The organism is Pseudobutyrivibrio sp. OR37, assembly GCF_900113655.1.
Lineage (GTDB): Bacteria > Bacillota > Clostridia > Lachnospirales > Lachnospiraceae > Pseudobutyrivibrio.
The window spans coordinates 56,584-75,254 of the sequence record NZ_FOQF01000012.1 but is presented as its reverse complement, the minus strand read 5'-3'; the positions used below and the strand labels follow the sequence as shown (position 1 = coordinate 75,254).

General features: G+C 40.1%; 15 protein-coding genes. 13 read left to right on the top strand and 2 right to left on the bottom strand.

Annotation, left to right across the window (positions count from 1 at the left end):
• Positions 1–9 precede the first annotated feature (9 nt).
• The 7 genes from BM097_RS07830 (at position 10) to BM097_RS07800 (ending at position 7,855) form a co-directional block, all read left to right on the top strand.
• Positions 10–411 carry a (deoxy)nucleoside triphosphate pyrophosphohydrolase gene (locus tag BM097_RS07830; RefSeq protein WP_090547759.1) on the top strand — a complete coding sequence of 134 codons (402 nt, stop codon included), beginning with the start codon at positions 10–12 and terminating at the stop codon, positions 409–411.
• Positions 412–433: 22 nt separating this feature from the next.
• Positions 434–712 carry an acylphosphatase gene (locus BM097_RS07825; RefSeq protein ID WP_090547757.1) on the top strand — a complete coding sequence of 93 codons (279 nt, stop codon included), beginning with the start codon at positions 434–436 and terminating at the stop codon, positions 710–712.
• Between the two features lie 16 nt (positions 713–728).
• The gene (locus tag BM097_RS07820) at positions 729–1,139 is read left to right on the top strand and encodes a peptide deformylase (protein WP_090547755.1); all 411 of its coding nucleotides are present in this window, start codon (positions 729–731) and stop codon (positions 1,137–1,139) included.
• Positions 1,140–1,155: 16 nt separating this feature from the next.
• Positions 1,156–2,472 (top strand): MATE family Na+-driven efflux transporter, encoded by a 1,317-nt coding sequence (locus BM097_RS07815; RefSeq protein WP_090547752.1) that lies wholly within the window; start codon positions 1,156–1,158, stop codon positions 2,470–2,472.
• A gap of 197 nt (positions 2,473–2,669) precedes the next feature.
• The gene (locus BM097_RS07810) at positions 2,670–3,383 is read left to right on the top strand and encodes a LytR/AlgR family response regulator transcription factor (RefSeq protein WP_090547749.1); all 714 of its coding nucleotides are present in this window, start codon (positions 2,670–2,672) and stop codon (positions 3,381–3,383) included.
• Position 3,384: 1 nt separating this feature from the next.
• The gene (locus BM097_RS07805) at positions 3,385–4,677 is read left to right on the top strand and encodes an ATP-binding protein (RefSeq protein WP_177197406.1); all 1,293 of its coding nucleotides are present in this window, start codon (positions 3,385–3,387) and stop codon (positions 4,675–4,677) included.
• A gap of 124 nt (positions 4,678–4,801) precedes the next feature.
• Positions 4,802–7,855 (top strand): glycoside hydrolase family 3 N-terminal domain-containing protein, encoded by a 3,054-nt coding sequence (locus tag BM097_RS07800; RefSeq protein WP_090547818.1) that lies wholly within the window; start codon positions 4,802–4,804, stop codon positions 7,853–7,855.
• 82 nt (positions 7,856–7,937) lie between these two features.
• Here the strand turns inward: BM097_RS07800 and BM097_RS07795 are convergent, their stop codons facing one another.
• Positions 7,938–8,753, bottom strand: a complete 816-nt coding sequence (locus BM097_RS07795) for a Cof-type HAD-IIB family hydrolase (protein WP_090547815.1) — start codon at positions 8,751–8,753, stop codon at positions 7,938–7,940.
• A 190-nt stretch (positions 8,754–8,943) separates the two neighbouring features.
• Here BM097_RS07795 and BM097_RS07790 point away from each other — a divergent pair, with 190 nt between their 5' ends.
• From BM097_RS07790 to BM097_RS07780, 3 genes are all read left to right on the top strand, one after another.
• On the top strand, positions 8,944–10,749 hold the full coding sequence (locus tag BM097_RS07790; RefSeq protein ID WP_090547744.1) for a methyl-accepting chemotaxis protein: 1,806 nt from the start codon (positions 8,944–8,946) through the stop codon (positions 10,747–10,749).
• A 159-nt stretch (positions 10,750–10,908) separates the two neighbouring features.
• On the top strand, positions 10,909–11,343 hold the full coding sequence (locus tag BM097_RS07785) for a hypothetical protein (protein WP_090547741.1): 435 nt from the start codon (positions 10,909–10,911) through the stop codon (positions 11,341–11,343).
• 27 nt (positions 11,344–11,370) lie between these two features.
• Entirely contained in the window at positions 11,371–12,099 is a 729-nt protein-coding gene (locus BM097_RS07780; RefSeq protein ID WP_090547738.1) for a hypothetical protein, read from the top strand.
• Positions 12,100–12,160: 61 nt separating this feature from the next.
• On the opposite strand, the gene guaB is transcribed toward BM097_RS07780, so the two are convergent.
• Positions 12,161–13,618, bottom strand: a complete 1,458-nt coding sequence (gene guaB / locus BM097_RS07775) for an IMP dehydrogenase (protein ID WP_090547736.1) — start codon at positions 13,616–13,618, stop codon at positions 12,161–12,163.
• Between the two features lie 412 nt (positions 13,619–14,030).
• Between guaB and nifJ the strand changes: the two genes are divergently transcribed.
• The 3 genes from nifJ to BM097_RS07760 all read left to right on the top strand — a co-directional run bounded on the left by nifJ (position 14,031) and on the right by BM097_RS07760 (position 18,620).
• The gene (gene nifJ / locus BM097_RS07770; RefSeq protein WP_090547733.1) at positions 14,031–17,564 is read left to right on the top strand and encodes a pyruvate:ferredoxin (flavodoxin) oxidoreductase; all 3,534 of its coding nucleotides are present in this window, start codon (positions 14,031–14,033) and stop codon (positions 17,562–17,564) included.
• A 123-nt stretch (positions 17,565–17,687) separates the two neighbouring features.
• Positions 17,688–18,140 (top strand): transcriptional regulator NrdR, encoded by a 453-nt coding sequence (gene nrdR, locus BM097_RS07765; RefSeq protein WP_028235895.1) that lies wholly within the window; start codon positions 17,688–17,690, stop codon positions 18,138–18,140.
• Positions 18,141–18,218: 78 nt separating this feature from the next.
• Complete coding sequence (locus tag BM097_RS07760; RefSeq protein ID WP_090547730.1) at positions 18,219–18,620, top strand: hypothetical protein; 402 nt, start codon at positions 18,219–18,221, stop codon at positions 18,618–18,620.
• Positions 18,621–18,671 lie beyond the last annotated feature (51 nt).

Sequence of the window (18,671 nt, the reverse complement as noted above, 5' to 3'; positions counted from 1 at the left end):
GATTTGTTTATGAAAACAATACGTGTAGTTGCAGCAGTAATTAAGGCTGAGAATGAGCAAAAACAACCAATAATCTTTGCTACTCAGCGTGGCTATGGAGATTACAAGGATGGCTGGGAATTCCCTGGTGGGAAAATTGAAGAAGGCGAGACTCCACAGGAAGCGCTTAAACGTGAGATTATGGAAGAGCTGGATACAGAAATAAGTGTAGGAGAGCTGATTGATACTATCGAGTACGATTATCCTACTTTTCATTTATCGATGGATTGCTTCTGGTCGACAATTGTTGAGGGAGATTTGGTCCTTAAAGAGCACGAGGCTGCTAAGTGGCTTACAAAGGAGCAGCTTGGTGATGTAGACTGGCTCCCAGCAGATATTACTTTGATTGATAAGATTGATGCAGCTATATAGTTAATTTGGGACGATTATTTAAATGAAAGAATTAGTGAGATATCACATGGTTTTTACAGGCCGTGTGCAGGGCGTTGGATTTAGATATAAGGCAAATTATATTGCAAACCAATATCGCCTGACCGGGTACGTGAAAAATGAATACGATGGTTCTGTCACTGTAGAAATCCAAGGCTCGGAGCAGGAGATTTATATGTTCCTGAAATCTTTGGCAAATGATAGATATATTAATATTTATGATTTGAAGAAGGAGAGGATTCCTGTGGAAGAGGATGAGAGAGGATTTATAGTGCAGTATTAAACTACAAGAGGTCATTATGGTAAAACAAATAGTACGAGATCAAATATTCCTACAGCAGAAGAGCGAGCCAGCCACCAAGGCGGACGCCCAGGTAATAGTAGATTTGATGGACACATTAAAAGCAAATCTGGATAGATGCGTGGGCATGGCGGCAAATATGATTGGCGTGAAAAAGCAAATCATTGTGGTAGCAGCCGGACCATTTATCTTTCCAATGGTAAATCCTGTGATTACAAAAAAGAGTGGCAAATACGAGACTGAGGAAAGCTGCTTATCACTTGATGGCATAAGGCCATGTGTGAGATATAATGAAATCGAAGTGGATTATTTGGATCAGAACTTCCAGCCAAAGCATGGTAAATATAGTGGATTTACAGCTCAGATTATTCAGCACGAGATTCAGCATTTTAGTGGAGAGTTGATTTAAAAGAGGATAAAAATCTATGGGGAGAAAAATGCTTGATAAAACACTTACATCATTAAAAAGAATAGACTACAGATTATTTATAGCATTATTATTTATGGGCCTATGCCCAACTCTATATACCACACTTAGAACATTTTTCCTTGGAACATTGCCAGGAGAGTGGTCTTATTCCATCGCAGGTCAGTTGTCGTGGATTAATTTGATATATGAAGTTATTAATGAGGCGATTGTATTGCCTCTTTACTTCTTTATGGGAAGTGTCTTGTCAGATAAAAAGGTCTTCGCAAATAGAATTCGCAGTGGCCTATTGATAGCATTCGGGGTATATACAGTTTGCTCAATATTGGTGACGGCCTTTATTCATCCACTATTACAATTCATGGCTGTCTCTACGGATATTTTGGAAGAGTCTGCATCGTATATACGTATTGAATGTGTGGCTAATATTGCTGGAATTTTATATAGCTTTCTTCTCGTTGCACTTGTATCTATTGGAAAAGATAAGCTGGTATACGCCATGACTGGTGCAAAACTGATTCTGTGTGTCATTTTGGATACCATGCTAGTTTCTAATCTTCCAGTATCATTAAAACTGGGTGTCAATGGTATAGGTATATCAAACTGTATTTCCAATTTGTTATTATTTATTATCGCATTTGCGTTAATTCAAAGATGTGGTTACCCATTATGGTCAAAGGAAAAGTTATCTTTTACTTGGATGCAGGACTTCTTCAAAATCGGGGGAATCTCCGGATTGGAATCATTTGTTAGAAATATTGCATATATGTTGATGGTTTCCCGTATGGTAAACATGGTGGGAGAGCAGGGCACCTATTGGGTGGCAAATAACTTCATCTGGGGATGGCTGTTGCTGCCAATCACACAGCTGGCAGAGCTTATCAAGCAGGAGACAGCTAAGGATGAGAAAGCAGTGCAGGAGAATACAGCAGGATATTTCTTCATTACAACTGTGATATGCATTCTTTGGATTGTATTGATACCAGGCTACAAGCCATTTATGAGATATGTGCTTGGCTTTGAGGATGTGGAAAAGCTATTCGGATTAGTCATGGTACTGCTTGGATTCTATGTGCTGTATGCTTATCAGAATATATTTGATGCCACATTTTATGGCCGTGGAAAGACTGAATATATGTTGCTAGAGTCTGTTGTAACCAACAGCATATACTATGGTCTCTTCTTTGTTCTGTTCGTGACAGGCTTTTGGACACCAACACTCATTGGTATTGCGCTGATGTTTGGTGGCGGCAATGCTTTTGATAGTGTAGTTTCTTATTTGGTGTATAGGCATTATAGGAAGAGTCTAAGCTGAAATAGAGCATAATTGAATATGGTCTAAATAAGAAGAAAAGCCTGTCCTAAACTATCTAGGAGCAGGCTTTTTTAGAATATTATCAATCAACAATATAGTAGCAGAAATAAATGCAATAAAAATATTTTTGACATACTTTGTCGATTTATAGGCATAAATGGTATACTAACAGCAGATTTTTTTAAGGGGAATGTTATATGCTAAGAATTGCAATCGTTGAAGATGAAAAGGAGTGTCAGGCAAGCTTGATAGAGCACCTGTCCAAATACGAAAAAGAGCATTCGGATAATTTTATAGTTCGTACATTTTTTGATGGTATCGATATTTTGGATGACTATACTTCCGAATATGATCTGATTTTTTTAGACATCCACATGAAATTTCAAGATGGAATGACTACTGCTAAAAAGATTAGGGAGCTAGACGATAGTGTAATCATTGTATTTATCACAGCGCTTGCCCAGTACGCCATTGAGGGCTACAAGGTAAATGCGATGGATTTCATACTTAAGCCTGTGGTGTACGAACAATTAGAAGGTACCATGGACAAGGTGCTAAAGACAGCTGATAAATATCATAAGAGCAAAGAAATAATCGTAGCAGACGACGGTGCAAAGCGCAAAATCGATACAGAAGACATTTATTACATAGAGGTTGTGGGGCACACCATTGTTATTCACAGTAAAATGGGAATATTCGAAACGAGAGGTAAAACCCTAAAGGTGATTGCCGAAGAACTAAGGGAATTTGGATTTGTTCAAAGTGGACAATCCCATTTGATTAATCTAAAGTTTGTGGACAAGATTAAGGGAGATGTTGTAACAGTAGCTGGAGATGATTTGTTCCTTAGTAGAAGTCGCAAAAAGGATTTTATAGCTGCGTTTGGTGAATATGTTGGAATGGAGATTTAGTATGGGAAGCTATTTTAATATAGGCTATCTTTTTGAAATGCTGTTGCCTGTTATTGGAATTTGCCTGGTACTTAATAAGCGAAAACATCCTTTAGTTAAAGGGTTAATTTGTGTCGTTGCGGGCCTTCTACTTGATGTGACTATGGTTGGCGTTCTAAGGCTACTAGGATATGAGGGCAATGACTATTCTGATATAACGCCATCCACCTATATATTTTTGTTGTGCTGGTTCATGGCAATTTGGATAGCAGTCATAGTAGGTATTTATTTTTCCTGCGAGGTTACTTTACACGAGGCCATTTATCTATTTGCTGTCAGTTATGGAATAGAGCATATTTTTTATTGCATTAGGGAGCTGGTAGATAGCTGCACCAATGGCAATATTCCAGATAATCAGCCGGTTCTTTATACGGCATGTATAGTATCATCATTTATGATGGCATATTTTTGGTTTGCAAAAAAAGCTGTTAAGAATGGGAAATATTTGATAGAAACCCTTTCAGCCACAACGGCAACTGTTGTAATTCTTGTAGTAGTGTGGTTTATGAGCCTGGTTGCAAGCTTCAATAATATAGGATATATACATGCTATCTATGCGATACTTGCATGTTTGTTTATTCTTATTAATCAAAGGGCACAGCTAATCAGTGAAAATGAAAGACAGGAATTCAGAATCAAGGAACAGCTATGGAAGGACACACAGGTCCGCTATCAATTTTCAAAGGATGCAATGGCTGTTGTAAATCAACATTATCATGATATGAAGCATCAGATAAATGTCTTGGCGAATATGGAAAATGATGAAAAGCGTCGAGGTATTTTAGCAGAGATGGAGAATGATATTGCTATTTACGATGCTGTCGTCAGGACGGGAAATGAGCTGCTTGATACAGTTCTGACAGAAAAGAAGCTCATTTGCCATAGCAAGGATATAAATATGAGCTGCATAGCAGACGGTGAACAGCTTAGTTTTATAAATGAAATCGATTTATACACACTTCTTGGCAATGCATTAGACAATGCCATTGAAGCTAATGAAAAGATTGTAGATACATCTAAAAGATGGATATCCGTACAGATACAAAACAAAAAGGGAATTGTATTATTGGAAATTTTAAATCCATTTGTTGGTAGCGTTAAAATGAAAAATGGTTTACCAATCACATCTAAAAAAGATAATCTTAATCATGGCTTTGGAACCCAAAGCATAAAGTCGATTGTTGATAAATACAATGGGCAGATGACAATAAAAACAGAAAATGATAAATATTTGCTTAGGATAATATTTGCGTGACCTAGTTGCCAAATATGACAAAAAACTTGCAGGCTGTGACAAAGCCTGCTTTTTTATTGAGGACTTTGCTATTCTTTTTTCAGTTACAAACCAAGGCATTAGCCTTATCAAAAGGAGAAAGAGAATGAGTAAAGGAAGAAAAATCATTGGAACTAGTATCCGCTCAATTCTAATTATCGTATTTGCGATAATTATAGTGGCGGTAAACAACATTCTACCAAACTATGCAAGAATGGTAGATAGTATGTTAGGTGGTATCAACACAAAAATCGATAATTCAGATGTTGATACTACTGGATTGGACCTTCAGTACAATAAGGCTGATTATGATGCAGAGTCAATTAAGCCAGTAGAAGGTGATCTTCATCAAAGAATCGCAGATGAGGGAACAATCTTGCTTGAGAATGAAGATGGCTTTTTGCCAAAGACAGCAGATAGTACATTCAGTTTTTTCAGTGTGAATTCGGCCACAGTTGCTGCAAATGATAGCATGATGGGTGGAAGAAGCCTAGCTGATATTTTTGATGCTGCTAATGTTTCTATCAATAAAACACTTTATGATTATTACAAAGAGCAGTCCGAGAGCTATGGCTTAGGTAAAGGCTCTGTATCCTATGGTGATGCAGAGGATTTCTCAATCAACGAGGTGCCACTTTCAGAAATTAAGTCAAACGCTGAGATAATGAATTCTGTAAAAGACACAGTTCCTGTATATTTCTTAAAGAGAGTTGCAGGTGAGGGACGAGATATGCCTCGTTCAATGTATAATCATGCTGCCAAGGCAGAAGACAAGACAAAGACATATCTTGAACCAGATAGCACTGAGCTAGAAATCATCTCATACCTTAATGACAATTTTGACGGGGTGATTCTTGTAGCTAATTCAAATGCTGCACTTGATTTGGATTTTGTAAAAGATTATCCAAATATTAAAGCAGTTATTTCTGCAACTGCAATCGAGTCATTGCCATATATTTTGACTGGTCAGGTTAATCCTTCAGGAAGAACTGTAGATACTTTTGCAGCAAATCCTTTAGAGTCACCAGCAGCTATGAACTTTGGTGATTATCAGTATTCTGATTCTACAGGGGAGCTTACAAAGTATAATTACGTTACTTATGAAGAAGGCATCTATGTAGGATATAAATATTACGAAACAAGATACGAGGATGTGGTTTTAGGTCGCGAAAACGTAGGCGATTTTGATTACGATTCAGAGGTTGTATATCCATTTGGTTATGGATTGTCATACACTACATTTGACTGGTCTGATATGAAAACTACATGGAAGGGTGACACCTGTAATGTTGAAGTAACTGTTACAAACACAGGCGATGTTGCTGGTAAGGATGTGGTAGAAATCTACGCACAGAGCCCATACACAGATTACGATATTGAAAATGGTGTTGAAAAAGCTTCTGTTCAATTAGTAGCTTATGATAAGACAAATGAGCTTGCAGCAGGAGAGTCCCAGACAGTTAAGCTTAGCTTCGATAAGTCTCAGCTAAAGGCTTATGATGCAAATGGCGCAAAGACCTACATCTTTGATGCTGGCGATTACTACATCACTGCCGCAAAGAATGCTCATGAAGCCGTAAACAACATCATCGATGCAAAAATGCAGACAGTAGCCACTGAAGAAACAGTAACTGAAGAAACAGCCGCTGCCCAATTTGTATCTGTTTACACACCAGATATTACAGAGGTTGATACTGTCACCTATTCAAAAGACAGCTATTCAGGAGTAGAAATTACAAATCAGCTTGATGATGCCAAGGGTGACGCAGTTTATCTTACAAGAAATGACTGGGTAGGCACATTCCCAACACACGATGGCACTGCAAGCGCCCAGGTAAGTACATGGGGAAATGAAATCAATGGAGAAGATGGTGTTTCATATACATATACAAAAACAGCATCTGATGATTTGATTGCACAGCTTGATAGCTTTGATTCAGGTTCACCTGTTGATAAAGAATCTCTTGCAGATACAAAGATTGTATATGGTGCCGATAATGGCCTTAAGCTTATCGATATGAGAGGCTTAGATTATGATAACCCTCTTTGGGAAGATTTGTTAGACGAGCTTACTGCAGAGGAAATCTATGATGCAATTGGTGTCAGTGGATATGGAATTGAATATATCAAATCAATAGAAAAGCCATTTAACATTGATGCAGATACAGCTTCAGGGCTTATTTATGGTGGAACAAGTGCAATGTTCCCAACAGCTATGACACTTGCACAGTGCTGGAATCCATCACTTGCAAATGAGTATGGTGAAATGATTGGTAATGAAGGATTACTTGGTGGTGCCGATGGTTGGTATGCTCCTTCAATGAATATCCATCGTACACCATTCTCAGGAAGAAACGGTGAATATTATTCAGAGGACGCATTCCTTTCAGGAACAGTAGCTTCTAATGAAGTAAAGGGTGCTGCTTCTAAGGGCATGTACACATACATCAAGCATTTCGCATTCAACGACCAGGAAAACCACCGTGGCGATAGAGATGGACAGTTTAGTATTGCAACATGGTTAAATGAGCAGAGTGCTCGTGAAATCTATCTGCTTCCATTTGAGATGTGTATGAAGGCAGGAGATGTTACATTAAATTATGTTGAGAAGCAGGCTGATGGTTCTTATGCAAATGCTTCTAAGGATATAAGAGCATCGCAGGCAGTTATGACTTCATTCAACAGAGTTGGTGCTACATGGGCAGGTGGTGATTATGGATTAATCACAGGTATTCTTAGAAATGAATGGGCATTTGATGGTCTTGTAATGACAGATAATGCAAATACTGGTGTATTCATGGATGGCTATCAGATGACAGAAGCAGGTGCAGATGTTAAGCTTACAACACTTCCAGCAGCTGCCAGATATGATTTTGATAAGAATGATCCCGCAACATACTATTATGCACGTCAGGCAATGCATCACATGCTTTACATTATTGCAAATTCAAAGTCAATGAATGGTGCAATGCCAGGCAGCCATATCAAAGATGGAGCTAGAATTACAACTCATATTATGAGAGTGGTTACAATAGTATTCATACTATTAATTATTCTTGAAATATATAAAATCTTTAGATTATTCAAGCCTACTGCAAAGAAATTAGCAAAGCTTCAGGCTAAAGCTGAAAAGAAGGCAGCAAAGAAAGCTGCAAAATAACACTCGATCGGGCCGTCAGGCCTGTAGTGAGCATAATTGTATATGAACAATATTATGAAGAGGTCTAGCGACCTCTTCTTTTTTAGGATAAAACAAATTTTTCAATGGCGGCAGCCACACCATCTTCATCATTTGAAGGGGCAATATAATCAGCCCATTCCTTGGTTTCTTCCTGGGCGTTTTCCATGGCAACGGCAAGCCCTGCGTAGCGCATCATAGGAATATCGTTGTAGCCATCACCACAAGCAATCAGGCATTTTCTGTCGATATTCAGCTTTTCCAGCAGAATATCCAAGGAAGATGCCTTTTCTATACCCTGAGGCATAATCTCTAAAAAGTATGGCTCGGAAAAGAAGATAGTGAGAGCGCCCTTAAGCTTTTCATTAAGCTTGGCCTCTAACTGTCTAAGAACCTTGTGTTCCCCTGTGCATAAAAATTTAACAGGTGGTTCTAACTGTGCTTCCTCCTCTACATGAAGCACCTGGCGCACAGGAATATTGTTGATTCTAGACTCGATCTGCACGTACTCATCCTTTTCGTCATTAGTGATGATGCCTTCAGCATCGTAGGTAAGGGTAGCCACATCAAACTTATTTGCGCAATGAACAATATCTGCATAATATTCCATTGGAACGCTTTCCCTACGAAGAACTTCATCTGTTTTACAGTCGATAATCATTCCACCATTATATGAAAGGATATATCCACCATATTCCTTCAAATGAAGCTGTTTGGCAATCTTTTTGACACCAGGAACTGGGCGGCCTGAAGCAAGGATGATTTTCACACCAGCCTTGGCAGCCTTCATAATAACCTCCTTATTCTTTTTACTAACCTCTTTTTTACTATTTAAAAGAGTTCCATCTAAATCTAGTGCTATTGCTTTATATTTTTTCATAAGTGCTATCATACCAAGCACTATTTGATTCGTCAATTACCGTACTATAAAAAGAGGTATTTGCGACTATTCGGATAAAATTCAAAATATCAATGAATAATCTGTGATTTTATGCAATAGTCAGATAAATTTTGCTATATTAAGGGAGTAGATTTAGTGGCTAGATCATGTATTGGAGGAGGGCCATAATATGCAAGAGACTAAAAAGCGAGGAAGTCTTAAAACTACGTTAGTTGCAGTTATTCTTACGACAGTAATTATTACTGCGGGGGTTATTACACTATTTTCAATTTTCAACACAATCAAAACGAACAATGAGTCTACAGAAGCCTATAGCAGTCGTCTTCTAGATGATGTTAAGTCTCAGCTCCGCTTTGAAACTGAGGAAGCCATGAGTATCTGTGAAGTAATGAATGCCAGATATCAGGCTGGAGAAATGACACTTCCAGAGGCAAAGAAGGAAGCTGCTGATATTATTAGAGAGCTCAGATACAACGAAGGCAGTGGATACTTCTGGGTAGATACTTCTGAAGGTGTAAATGTGGTTCTTCTTGGCCGTGATACAGAAGGCCAGTCTCGTTGGGATTTAACAGATTCCAGTGGAAACAAGTTCATCCAGCAGATGATTCAAAACGGTTTGCAAGAGGGTGGCGGCTATACAGAGCTTATGTTTGCCAAGCCTAATGAAACAGAAGAGCTTCCAAAGATTAACTACACAGCATACTATGAGCCATTTGATTGGGTTATGGGTACTGGCGTGTGGATTGATGATTTACAGGCTCTTGAGAAGGAGTTTATCGCCCATCAGCATCAGGCTCTGATAAAAAGCGTAGTTCAGACTATTATCGTGCTTGTTATTCTTATTGTAACAGGCTCATTCGTAGCCTTCTACTTCGGCTCAAAGATTACAAATCCAATCGTTCTTTCTGCAAATCAGATGATTCGTATGTCCAACAGTGACTTTACGGAAAATGAGGATATGGCAGAGGTTCGCAAGCTATCTAGTCACAACAACGAAATTGGCGCTATATCTGAAGCCCTTGATTTGATGCATTCTAACATCCGAAATCTTATGCTTCAGATTTCAGATACTACATCTTCCGTTGCATCAGCATCAGAAGAGCTTTCAGCATCAGCTTCACAGTCTGCTGAGGCCAGCGAAATGGTTGCTACCTCTTGTACAAACGTTGCCACCTCTTGTTCGGGTCAGATTAACGCAGTTACTGGCGCAAGCAACGAGACAGATTCCTTCGTTACAAACATGGCGGACTTCAAGGAAGCAATTAATCGTTCTTCCGAGATGATTAAGGCTACAAACGAGGCAGCTATCAATGGTGCCGCTGATATGACAAATGCAACAGATATGATGAATACAATCAGAGCATCTGTTGAAAATACAGCACAGGTTGTTGAGGATCTTGGTGAGAGATTAAAGAGTATTGACGAATTCGTTGTTACTATTGCAGAAATTGCCAGCCAGACAAATCTTCTTTCTCTTAACGCTTCTATTGAGGCTGCAAGAGCAGGTGAGATGGGCAAGGGCTTCGCAGTTGTTGCCAGCGAGATTTCAAAGCTTGCGGATGAATCTAACCAGGCCGCACAGAAGATTAATGAGCTGATTGCAGGCATCATGAAGAATTCTCAGGAAGCTGTTACAGCTATGCGTCAGGGCGCTGACGAGGTAGTAAATGGCTCTGAGCTTGTAAATGAGGCAGGCGGAACCTTCAACAATATTGTAAACATGGTCAACTCTATTTCAGAGGAATCAAATACAATGAGTTCTATTGTAGAGCAGCTTTCAAATGGAACAGATACTATTGCAAAGAACATCCATGACATTGAGGAAATGAGTATTGCAGTAGCAGATGAGACCTCAAATGTTTCGGCTGCATCACAGCAGCAGACTGCATCTTCTTACGAGGTTGCTCAGGCTTCTGACAGATTGGCAGGAAATGCCCAGGAGCTTCAGGATTTCGTAGCAAGATTTTCACTTTAATTGATATTTATGAAATGGCTCGCCGTTTTGGCGGGCCATTTTTGTTAACAAGATTTGGTATATTCTGTGTTTAGAGTGTACAAATAGTGGTAAAAAGTGATAAAATTTAGATAGTAACATCTATTGTGCGAAAATACGTGCGACATGGGAGGAGTTGTTATGCAGGGAGAATATAATGGCAAACCTATTTTTAGGCGACGCTATGTAAGCATGAATGAAGATGCTATACGTGAAGAAATAAATAGACTCCAGGATGAACTATATTCCATGCAGGAAGCCTTGGAAATCTTTGGAAAGGACAACAAGGATATTAGAAACCAGGTGAGGGAAGGGCAGGAGAGCAACGCCCGTTTAATGAAATCCCTTGAATGCCAAATTCAAAGCCTGGAAAACAAAATTGACTATCGCACACCCCTAAAGGCAGAGTTTGCAGAAGCTGTTTCGGAATACAGAAAAAAGATTAATGCTCTTTATGAAACATCAGAGAGCAAAGCTTTTGCAAAAAATATAAAGGCATTAACAGTTCTTTCTATCGTAAATACGTTTTTAATATTAGTAGTTGTTGTACTAGTTGGATACTCCATTCTATTTTAATTAGTATGAATAAGGAGCGGAAAAAGTATGGATTGGCTTATTATAAACATTTTTGTAATTTTCACGGGAATATTCCTTTTAATCAGTCTCCCTTTTTATTTTGGAAAGAAAAATACCTTGGAGGCAGCTAAAAAGGAAATCGAGAAAAACTTAAAGGAATTAGTACGTTTAGATAAGCAGTACACCCCTTATCTTAGCCAGTTAAATAAAAATCTTAATACCATTAACTATTGGCTAAAAACTGGCAAGGATCCTAATGAATCAGAGGAGGAGAATGAGAAATTTGAAAAGGAAGACAAATTCTTTGCAGGCTTGATGAATCCTTTGGAGGCTAAAAAATGGAAGGAAGCCATTAGGAAGGCAAAAGAGGAGGATAATATAGATTTTGATATGAAATCCCTTCGTGTAAACGAATTTGAAGTGAAGAACATGGAGCCTTCGGATGTAAATCAGACAAGTATGAAATTTTTCTATACAGATGATTTTGGGGAAAACATTTATTACTGTGTAAATCCTGAGTCCATTACCAAGCATCTATTCAAATACACAGTATTTTTTACCACAGCCAGAACCACAAACATTCCTCTTGTATATCCGTATAAATATGAAGGAGCCCAGATGCTTTCACTTTACAAGCATCCTGCCCAGACAGTATGGTTTTTAAGAAACTGGAAGCTGATTCGCGAGGGGCTTGAATCTGCCGATGTAGATATTCCTGAATTGGACGAATCAGTTACAAAGGAATTCGATTTATAGAAAAGTAATAAAATAGAACCAGTACATTACGTACTGGTTCTTCTTTATTATTAATATTGAATTAACCCTCTACAGAGTAGTTAGGAGCTTCCTTTGTGATGTGAATATCATGTGGATGTGACTCCTTAAGTGAAGCAGCAGAAATCTTAACAAACTTTCCACGCTCCTGAAGCTCTGGGATAGTAGGGCAACCACAGTAACCCATACCAGAACGGATACCACCGATAAGCTGGAAGATAACGTCCTCAAGGCTTCCCTTGTAAGCAACACGTCCTTCAACACCTTCTGGAACAAGCTTCTTAGCACCTTCCTGGAAGTAACGGTCCTTAGAACCATTTTCCATAGCTGCAAGACTTCCCATACCACGGTAAACCTTGTACTTACGTCCCTGATAAAGCTCGAATGAACCAGGAGCTTCGTCGCAGCCTGCGAACATTGAACCCATCATACATACTGAACCACCAGCTGCAAGAGCCTTTGTCATATCACCTGAGTACTTGATACCACCATCAGCGATGATTGGAATACCGTATTCCTTAGCTGTTTCGTAGCATTCCATGATTGCAGAAATCTGTGGAACACCGATACCAGCAACTACACGAGTAGTACAGATAGAACCAGGTCCGATACCAACCTTAACTGCATCAGCACCAGCTTCGATAAGAGCCTTTGTAGCAGCGCCTGTAGCGATGTTACCAGCGATAACCTGAAGGTCTGGATAAGCAGCCTTAACCTTCTTAACAGCCTCGATGATGTTCTTTGAATGTCCGTGAGCGCTGTCCATAACGATAACGTCTACCTGAGCCTCAACAAGAGCAGCAACACGCTCCATCATGTTTCCTGTGATACCAACACCGGCACCGCAAAGAAGTCTGCCCTGATCATCCTTAGCAGCGTTAGGGTACTTAATCTGCTTTTCAATATCCTTTATAGTGATAAGGCCTTTAAGCTTGAAGTCGTCATCTACAATAGGAAGTTTCTCCTTGCGAGACTTGCCAAGGATTTCCTTAGCTTCCTCAAGAGAGATGCCTTCTTTTGCAGTAACAAGGCCTTCTGATGTCATTGATTCGCTGATTTTCTTTGAAAAATCTGTTTCGAATTTAAGGTCACGATTTGTGATGATACCGATTAATGTGCCATCCTCTTTTGTGATAGGTACACCTGAGATTCTGAATTTAGCCATTAACTCATTTGCTTCTGCAAGAGTGTTGTCTGGTCCTAAGAAGAATGGATCTGTGATAACGCCGTTCTCAGAACGCTTTACCTTGTCTACTTCCTCAGCCTGAGCTTCGATAGACATATTCTTGTGGATGATACCTATACCACCCTGACGAGCCATTGCGATTGCCATGCGTGATTCAGTAACTGTATCCATAGCAGCACTCATCATAGGAATGTTAAGTTTAATTTTTTTAGTAAGATTTGTGTGAAGATCAATAAGATTTGGAGTTACTTCCGAATACTGTGGAACCAGTAAGACGTCGTCGAAAGTAATGCCATCACCAATAATCGATGCCATAGGGGGTAACCTCGCTTTCTTTGTTTGACAGTAAATTTTTTAAAATTATATTTAACAAAAAGTTTTCTGTCAATGAAAAGAAGAAAATCAAAAGTGACAATTTTTTTCGGGTATAATGCTGTTTTTTTGACATGTACACGGGAAAAAGACAAGTGTGCGCAACAGGCGGTATTAGGCGGGTCTTTGTCCACAAAATGTATTAGATTGTTAATTTTTTAGCAATATTATACAATAAATCAAAATTATTTAACAAATTTGTACTCAAAAATGAACAGAAAAGCCCTTTAGGTCAGTTGAAAAAATTTTTCAATAGTTCTATCATTAATCTAAGACATTGTGGGACGGGAATCCGGTTTATAAATTACCCGTCTCTGTAACTATAAATGTCCTAGTTAATAAGGAGGATTTAGAAATGCCAAGAGCAAAACAGTCTATGGATGGAAACCAGGCTGCAGCACACGTAGCTTATGCGTTTACAGATGTTGCTGCAATTTATCCTATTACACCATCCAGCCCAATGGCCGATTTCGTTGACCAGTGGTCAGCAGCAGGCCTAGAGAATATTTTTGGAAATCAGGTAAAGGTTGTAGAAATGGAGTCTGAGGCAGGTGCTGCAGGTGCCGTTCACGGTTCACTTGGTGCAGGTGCACTCACAACTACATTTACAGCTTCACAGGGACTTCTTCTTATGATCCCTAATATGTACAAGATTGCTGCTGAGCAGCTTCCTTGTGTTTTCGATGTATCAGCTCGTACAGTTGCTACACAGTCACTTAACATCTTCGGTGATCATTCCGATGTATACGCTTGTCGTCAGACAGGTTTCGCAATGATGGCTGAGACAAATCCACAGGAAGTAATGGATCTTGCTCCAGTAGCTCACCTTGCAGCTATCGAGGGTAAGGTACCTGTACTTAACTTCTTTGATGGTTTCCGTACATCACACGAAATTCAGAAGATTGAAAAGTGGGATTACGCAGATCTCAAGGAAATGGTTAACATGGATGCTGTTAACGAGTTCAGAGCAAACGCTCTTAACCCAGAGCACCCAACAATGCGTGGATCACACGAAAACGGAGACGTTTTCTTCCAGCATAGAGAAGCTTGCAACACAGCTTATGATAACTTCCCAGCAGTTGTTCAGAAGTACATGGACAAGGTTAATGCAAAGCTTGGTACAGATTACAAGCTTTTCAACTACTATGGTGCTGCTGATGCTGACAGAATCATCATCGCTATGGGTTCTATCAACGACGTTGCAGAAGAAGTTATCGATTACTTAAACGCACACGGAGAGAAGGTTGGTGTACTTAAGGTACGTCTTTACAGACCATGGTCTTCAGAGGCATTCCTTTCAGCACTTCCTAAGACAGTTAAGAAGATCGCTATCCTTGATAGAACAAAGGAGCCAGGTGCTCTTGCTGATCCTCTTTACCTTGATGTTGCTACAACACTTCGTGAAGCAGGTCTTAACGACATCGTTATTTGCGGTGGTAGATACGGTCTTGGTTCAAAGGATACTCCACCTTCATCAGTATTCGCTGTATACAAGGAATTAGAGAAGGATGCTCCAAAGAGCCGTTTCACAATCGGTATCGTTGATGATGTTACAAACCTTTCACTTCCAGAGGTTAAGCCAGCTCCTATTACATCAGCTCCTGGTACAAAGGAGTGCAAGTTCTGGGGTCTTGGTGGTGATGGTACTGTAGGTGCTAACAAGAACTCTACAAAGATCATCGGTGACCATACAGATAAGTACATCCAGGCATACTTCCAGTATGATTCAAAGAAGACTGGTGGTGTTACAATTTCTCACCTTCGTTTTGGTGATAACCCAATCAAGTCTCCTTACTATATTAATCAGGCTGACTTCGTTGCTTGCCACAACCCAGCTTACGTTACACAGGGCATGAAGATGGTTCAGGACGTTAAGCCAGGCGGAGTATTCATGATTAACTGCCAGTGGTCAGATGAGGAGCTCGAGCAGCACCTTAACGCTGAGGCAAAGAAGTACATCGCTGACAACAACATTCAGCTTTACACAATTAACGCTATCGACAAGGCTATCGAAATCGGTATGGGTAAGCGTACAAACACAATCCTTCAGTCAGCTTTCTTCAAGCTTGCTGATGTAATGCCTATCGACCAGGCTGTTGAATACATGAAGGCAGCTGCTAAGAAGTCATACGGCAAGAAGGGTGACGATGTTGTTCAGATGAACTACAACGCTATCGATGCTGGTGTTGATGCTGTACATAAGGTAAATGTTCCAGATTCATGGAAGAATCCTACTCCAGACGCTCCTAAGGCTGAGCTTGAAGGTCGTCCAGAGCTCGTTAAGATGGTTAAGAATCTCCTTGAGCCTATCTCTAAGATGGATGGTGATTCACTTCCAGTTTCTGCATTTACAGAGAACCCTAACGGACAGTTCGAACTTGGTGCTTCTGCATACGAGAAGCGTGGTACAGCCGTAACAGTTCCTACATGGGATGAGACAAAGTGTATCCAGTGTAACCAGTGTGCATTCGTATGTTCACATGCTACAATCCGTCCATTCCTTCTTACAGAGGATGAGGTTAAGGCAGCTCCAGCAAACATCAAGCTTGCTGATACAAAGCCAAAGGCTTCTGACCTTAAGTACACAATGTCAGTTTCTCCACTTGACTGTATGGGATGTGGTGAGTGTACAACAGTTTGTCCTGTTGGTGCTATCACAATGGTTCCACAGGCAGAGGAAGCAGACGAGCAGCCAGTATTCAACTACTTAGTAGCTAATGTTGGACGTAAGGAAGCAGCAGGTTCTGACCTTACAGTTAAGGGCTCACAGTTCAACCAGCCACTCCTTGAGTTCTCAGGATCATGTGCAGGTTGTGCAGAGACTTCATACGCTAGACTTATTACACAGCTCTTTGGTGAGCATATGTATATTTCAAACGCTACAGGATGTTCTTCAATTTGGGGTGGTCCTGCAGCTACATCACCATTCACAGTAAACAAGGATTCTAAGAAGGGTCCAGCATGGTGTAACTCACTCTTCGAAGACAACGCTCAGCATGGTATGGGTATGGAAGTAGGACAGAAGTACTTACGTGACCGTGCTATCGAAGCTGCTTCAAAGGCAGCAGAGGCTGGTTCAGCTGATCTTAAGGATGCATTCGCTAAGTTCGAAGAGACAGTTAACTCTACAAGAGAGAATGGCCCAGCAGCAGATGCTCTTATCGCTGCACTTGAGAAGGACGGCTCAGCAGATGCTAAGGCTGCACTTGCTCTTAAGGATTACCTCGCTAAGAAGTCTGTATGGATCTTCGGTGGTGACGGTTGGGCATACGATATCGGATTCGGCGGTCTTGATCACGTACTTGCATCTGGCGAGAACGTAAACGTTATGGTATTCGATACAGAGATGTACTCTAACACAGGTGGACAGGCATCTAAGGCTTCTAACATCGGTGAAGTTTGCCAGTTCGCTGCATCAGGTAAAGAGGTTTCTAAGAAGTCTCTTTCTGAAATCGCTATGTCATACGGTTATGTATATGTAGCACAGATTGCTCTTGGTGCTAACATGGCACAGGCTGTTAAGGTTCTTGCTGAAGCAGAAGCTTACAACGGTCCATCACTTATCATCGGATACGCTCCATGTGAGCTCCACGGTGTTAAGGGTGGTATGAACCACTGCCAGGATGAGATGAAGAAGGCTGTTGAAGCTGGTTACTGGAACCTCTTCTCATTCAACCCAGACCTTAAGAAGGAAGGAAAGAATCCATTCACACTTACTTCTAAGGAAGGTGACTACAGCAAGTATCAGGACTTCCTTGCAAACGAGACACGTTACTCACGTTTGAAGAAGGCATTCCCAGAGCGTGCTGATAGACTCTTCGCACTCAACGAGGAGACAGCTAAGGAGAGATATGCTCACCTTAAGAAGCTTGTAGATTTATATTCATAAAATATAAATACCATAAGGGTTCCCGCATTTTTGCGGGAGCCCTTTTTTTGTTGATTTCTTGTGTCTGTTTTGTTAAGATAATACTAGATATTGTGTTACGAAAAATAACTATTGGAGGTTGCTATGAAGTGTCCATTTTGTGGAAGCAATGATACTAGCGTAATCGATTCAAGACCAGCAGACGATAATACTAGCATTAGAAGACGTCGTTCATGTCCAGAGTGTGGTAAGCGTTTCACTACTTATGAAAAGGTTGAGACTATTCCACTTATCGTTATTAAAAAGGATAATAACCGTGAGCCATACGATAGAACCAAAATCGAAAAGGGTGTTCTTATCGCATGCAGAAAGCGTCCAGTTTCAGCAGCTCAGATATCAAAGGTTGTAGATGAAATCGAAACAGAGATTTTCTCTCTTGAAGAGAAAGAAATCCCAAGCACAAAAATTGGCGAGATAGTTATGGAGCACCTTGAGACAGTTGATCCAGTTGCTTATGTACGTTTTGCCTCAGTTTATCGCGAGTTTAAGGATGTTAACACATTCATGGACGAGCTTAAGAGAGTCTTGGATAAATAATTCTAATTCGTTATGAAGGGTTAAATATTTGCTTACTTCTTCGATATATATAATATAAGCAAATATGGAGAAGGTTCTATGAATATATCAGGCATCCGCCCATCCAGTGGGTTTTATGATCAAAATTCAATAAGATTCAAACAAGAGCTTGGCCTAGACATCACAGAGGATTCAAAGGCAGCAGAGGATAATGGCACAGAAGCAGAGGGTTATCAGGTTCAACTTACCGAAAAGGCAGTAGAAGAGGCTAGAAAGAATCAAACCTTCGGCTCTTACGATTTCGCCAGCCAGTACAAGCCAGGTGAAGCTCACGAGTTAAAGGGTGCAGATAGCGACCTTAAGAAGTTAGACGTAGAAAAAGCTGTTAGCGATATGAAAAAGGATACAGCTATCCATCGTTATCAGTATTTTGTACAAAGCAAGAAAACCGAAGGCGGTAACAGCCAGCAGGTTAGAGGAACAGAGGATTTTTCATTATAATATATAGTTAGTTCTAGTAAGCCTAGGTCATTTGACCTAGGTTTTTTATTT

What these genes read in the sequence shown, in the direction of transcription:
- BM097_RS07830 (WP_090547759.1), top strand. Translation starts at nt 10, where the DNA reads ATGAAAACAATACGTGTAGTTGCAGCAGTAATTAAGGCTGAGAATGAG.
- BM097_RS07825 (WP_090547757.1), top strand. Translation starts at nt 434, where the DNA reads ATGAAAGAATTAGTGAGATATCACATGGTTTTTACAGGCCGTGTGCAG.
- BM097_RS07820 (WP_090547755.1), top strand. Translation starts at nt 729, where the DNA reads ATGGTAAAACAAATAGTACGAGATCAAATATTCCTACAGCAGAAGAGC.
- BM097_RS07815 (WP_090547752.1), top strand. Translation starts at nt 1,156, where the DNA reads ATGGGGAGAAAAATGCTTGATAAAACACTTACATCATTAAAAAGAATA.
- BM097_RS07810 (WP_090547749.1), top strand. Translation starts at nt 2,670, where the DNA reads ATGCTAAGAATTGCAATCGTTGAAGATGAAAAGGAGTGTCAGGCAAGC.
- BM097_RS07805 (WP_177197406.1), top strand. Translation starts at nt 3,385, where the DNA reads ATGGGAAGCTATTTTAATATAGGCTATCTTTTTGAAATGCTGTTGCCT.
- BM097_RS07800 (WP_090547818.1), top strand. Translation starts at nt 4,802, where the DNA reads ATGAGTAAAGGAAGAAAAATCATTGGAACTAGTATCCGCTCAATTCTA.
- BM097_RS07795 (WP_090547815.1), bottom strand. Translation starts at nt 8,753, where the DNA reads ATGAAAAAATATAAAGCAATAGCACTAGATTTAGATGGAACTCTTTTA.
- BM097_RS07790 (WP_090547744.1), top strand. Translation starts at nt 8,944, where the DNA reads ATGCAAGAGACTAAAAAGCGAGGAAGTCTTAAAACTACGTTAGTTGCA.
- BM097_RS07785 (WP_090547741.1), top strand. Translation starts at nt 10,909, where the DNA reads ATGCAGGGAGAATATAATGGCAAACCTATTTTTAGGCGACGCTATGTA.
- BM097_RS07780 (WP_090547738.1), top strand. Translation starts at nt 11,371, where the DNA reads ATGGATTGGCTTATTATAAACATTTTTGTAATTTTCACGGGAATATTC.
- guaB (WP_090547736.1), bottom strand. Translation starts at nt 13,618, where the DNA reads ATGGCATCGATTATTGGTGATGGCATTACTTTCGACGACGTCTTACTG.
- nifJ (WP_090547733.1), top strand. Translation starts at nt 14,031, where the DNA reads ATGCCAAGAGCAAAACAGTCTATGGATGGAAACCAGGCTGCAGCACAC.
- nrdR (WP_028235895.1), top strand. Translation starts at nt 17,688, where the DNA reads ATGAAGTGTCCATTTTGTGGAAGCAATGATACTAGCGTAATCGATTCA.
- BM097_RS07760 (WP_090547730.1), top strand. Translation starts at nt 18,219, where the DNA reads ATGAATATATCAGGCATCCGCCCATCCAGTGGGTTTTATGATCAAAAT.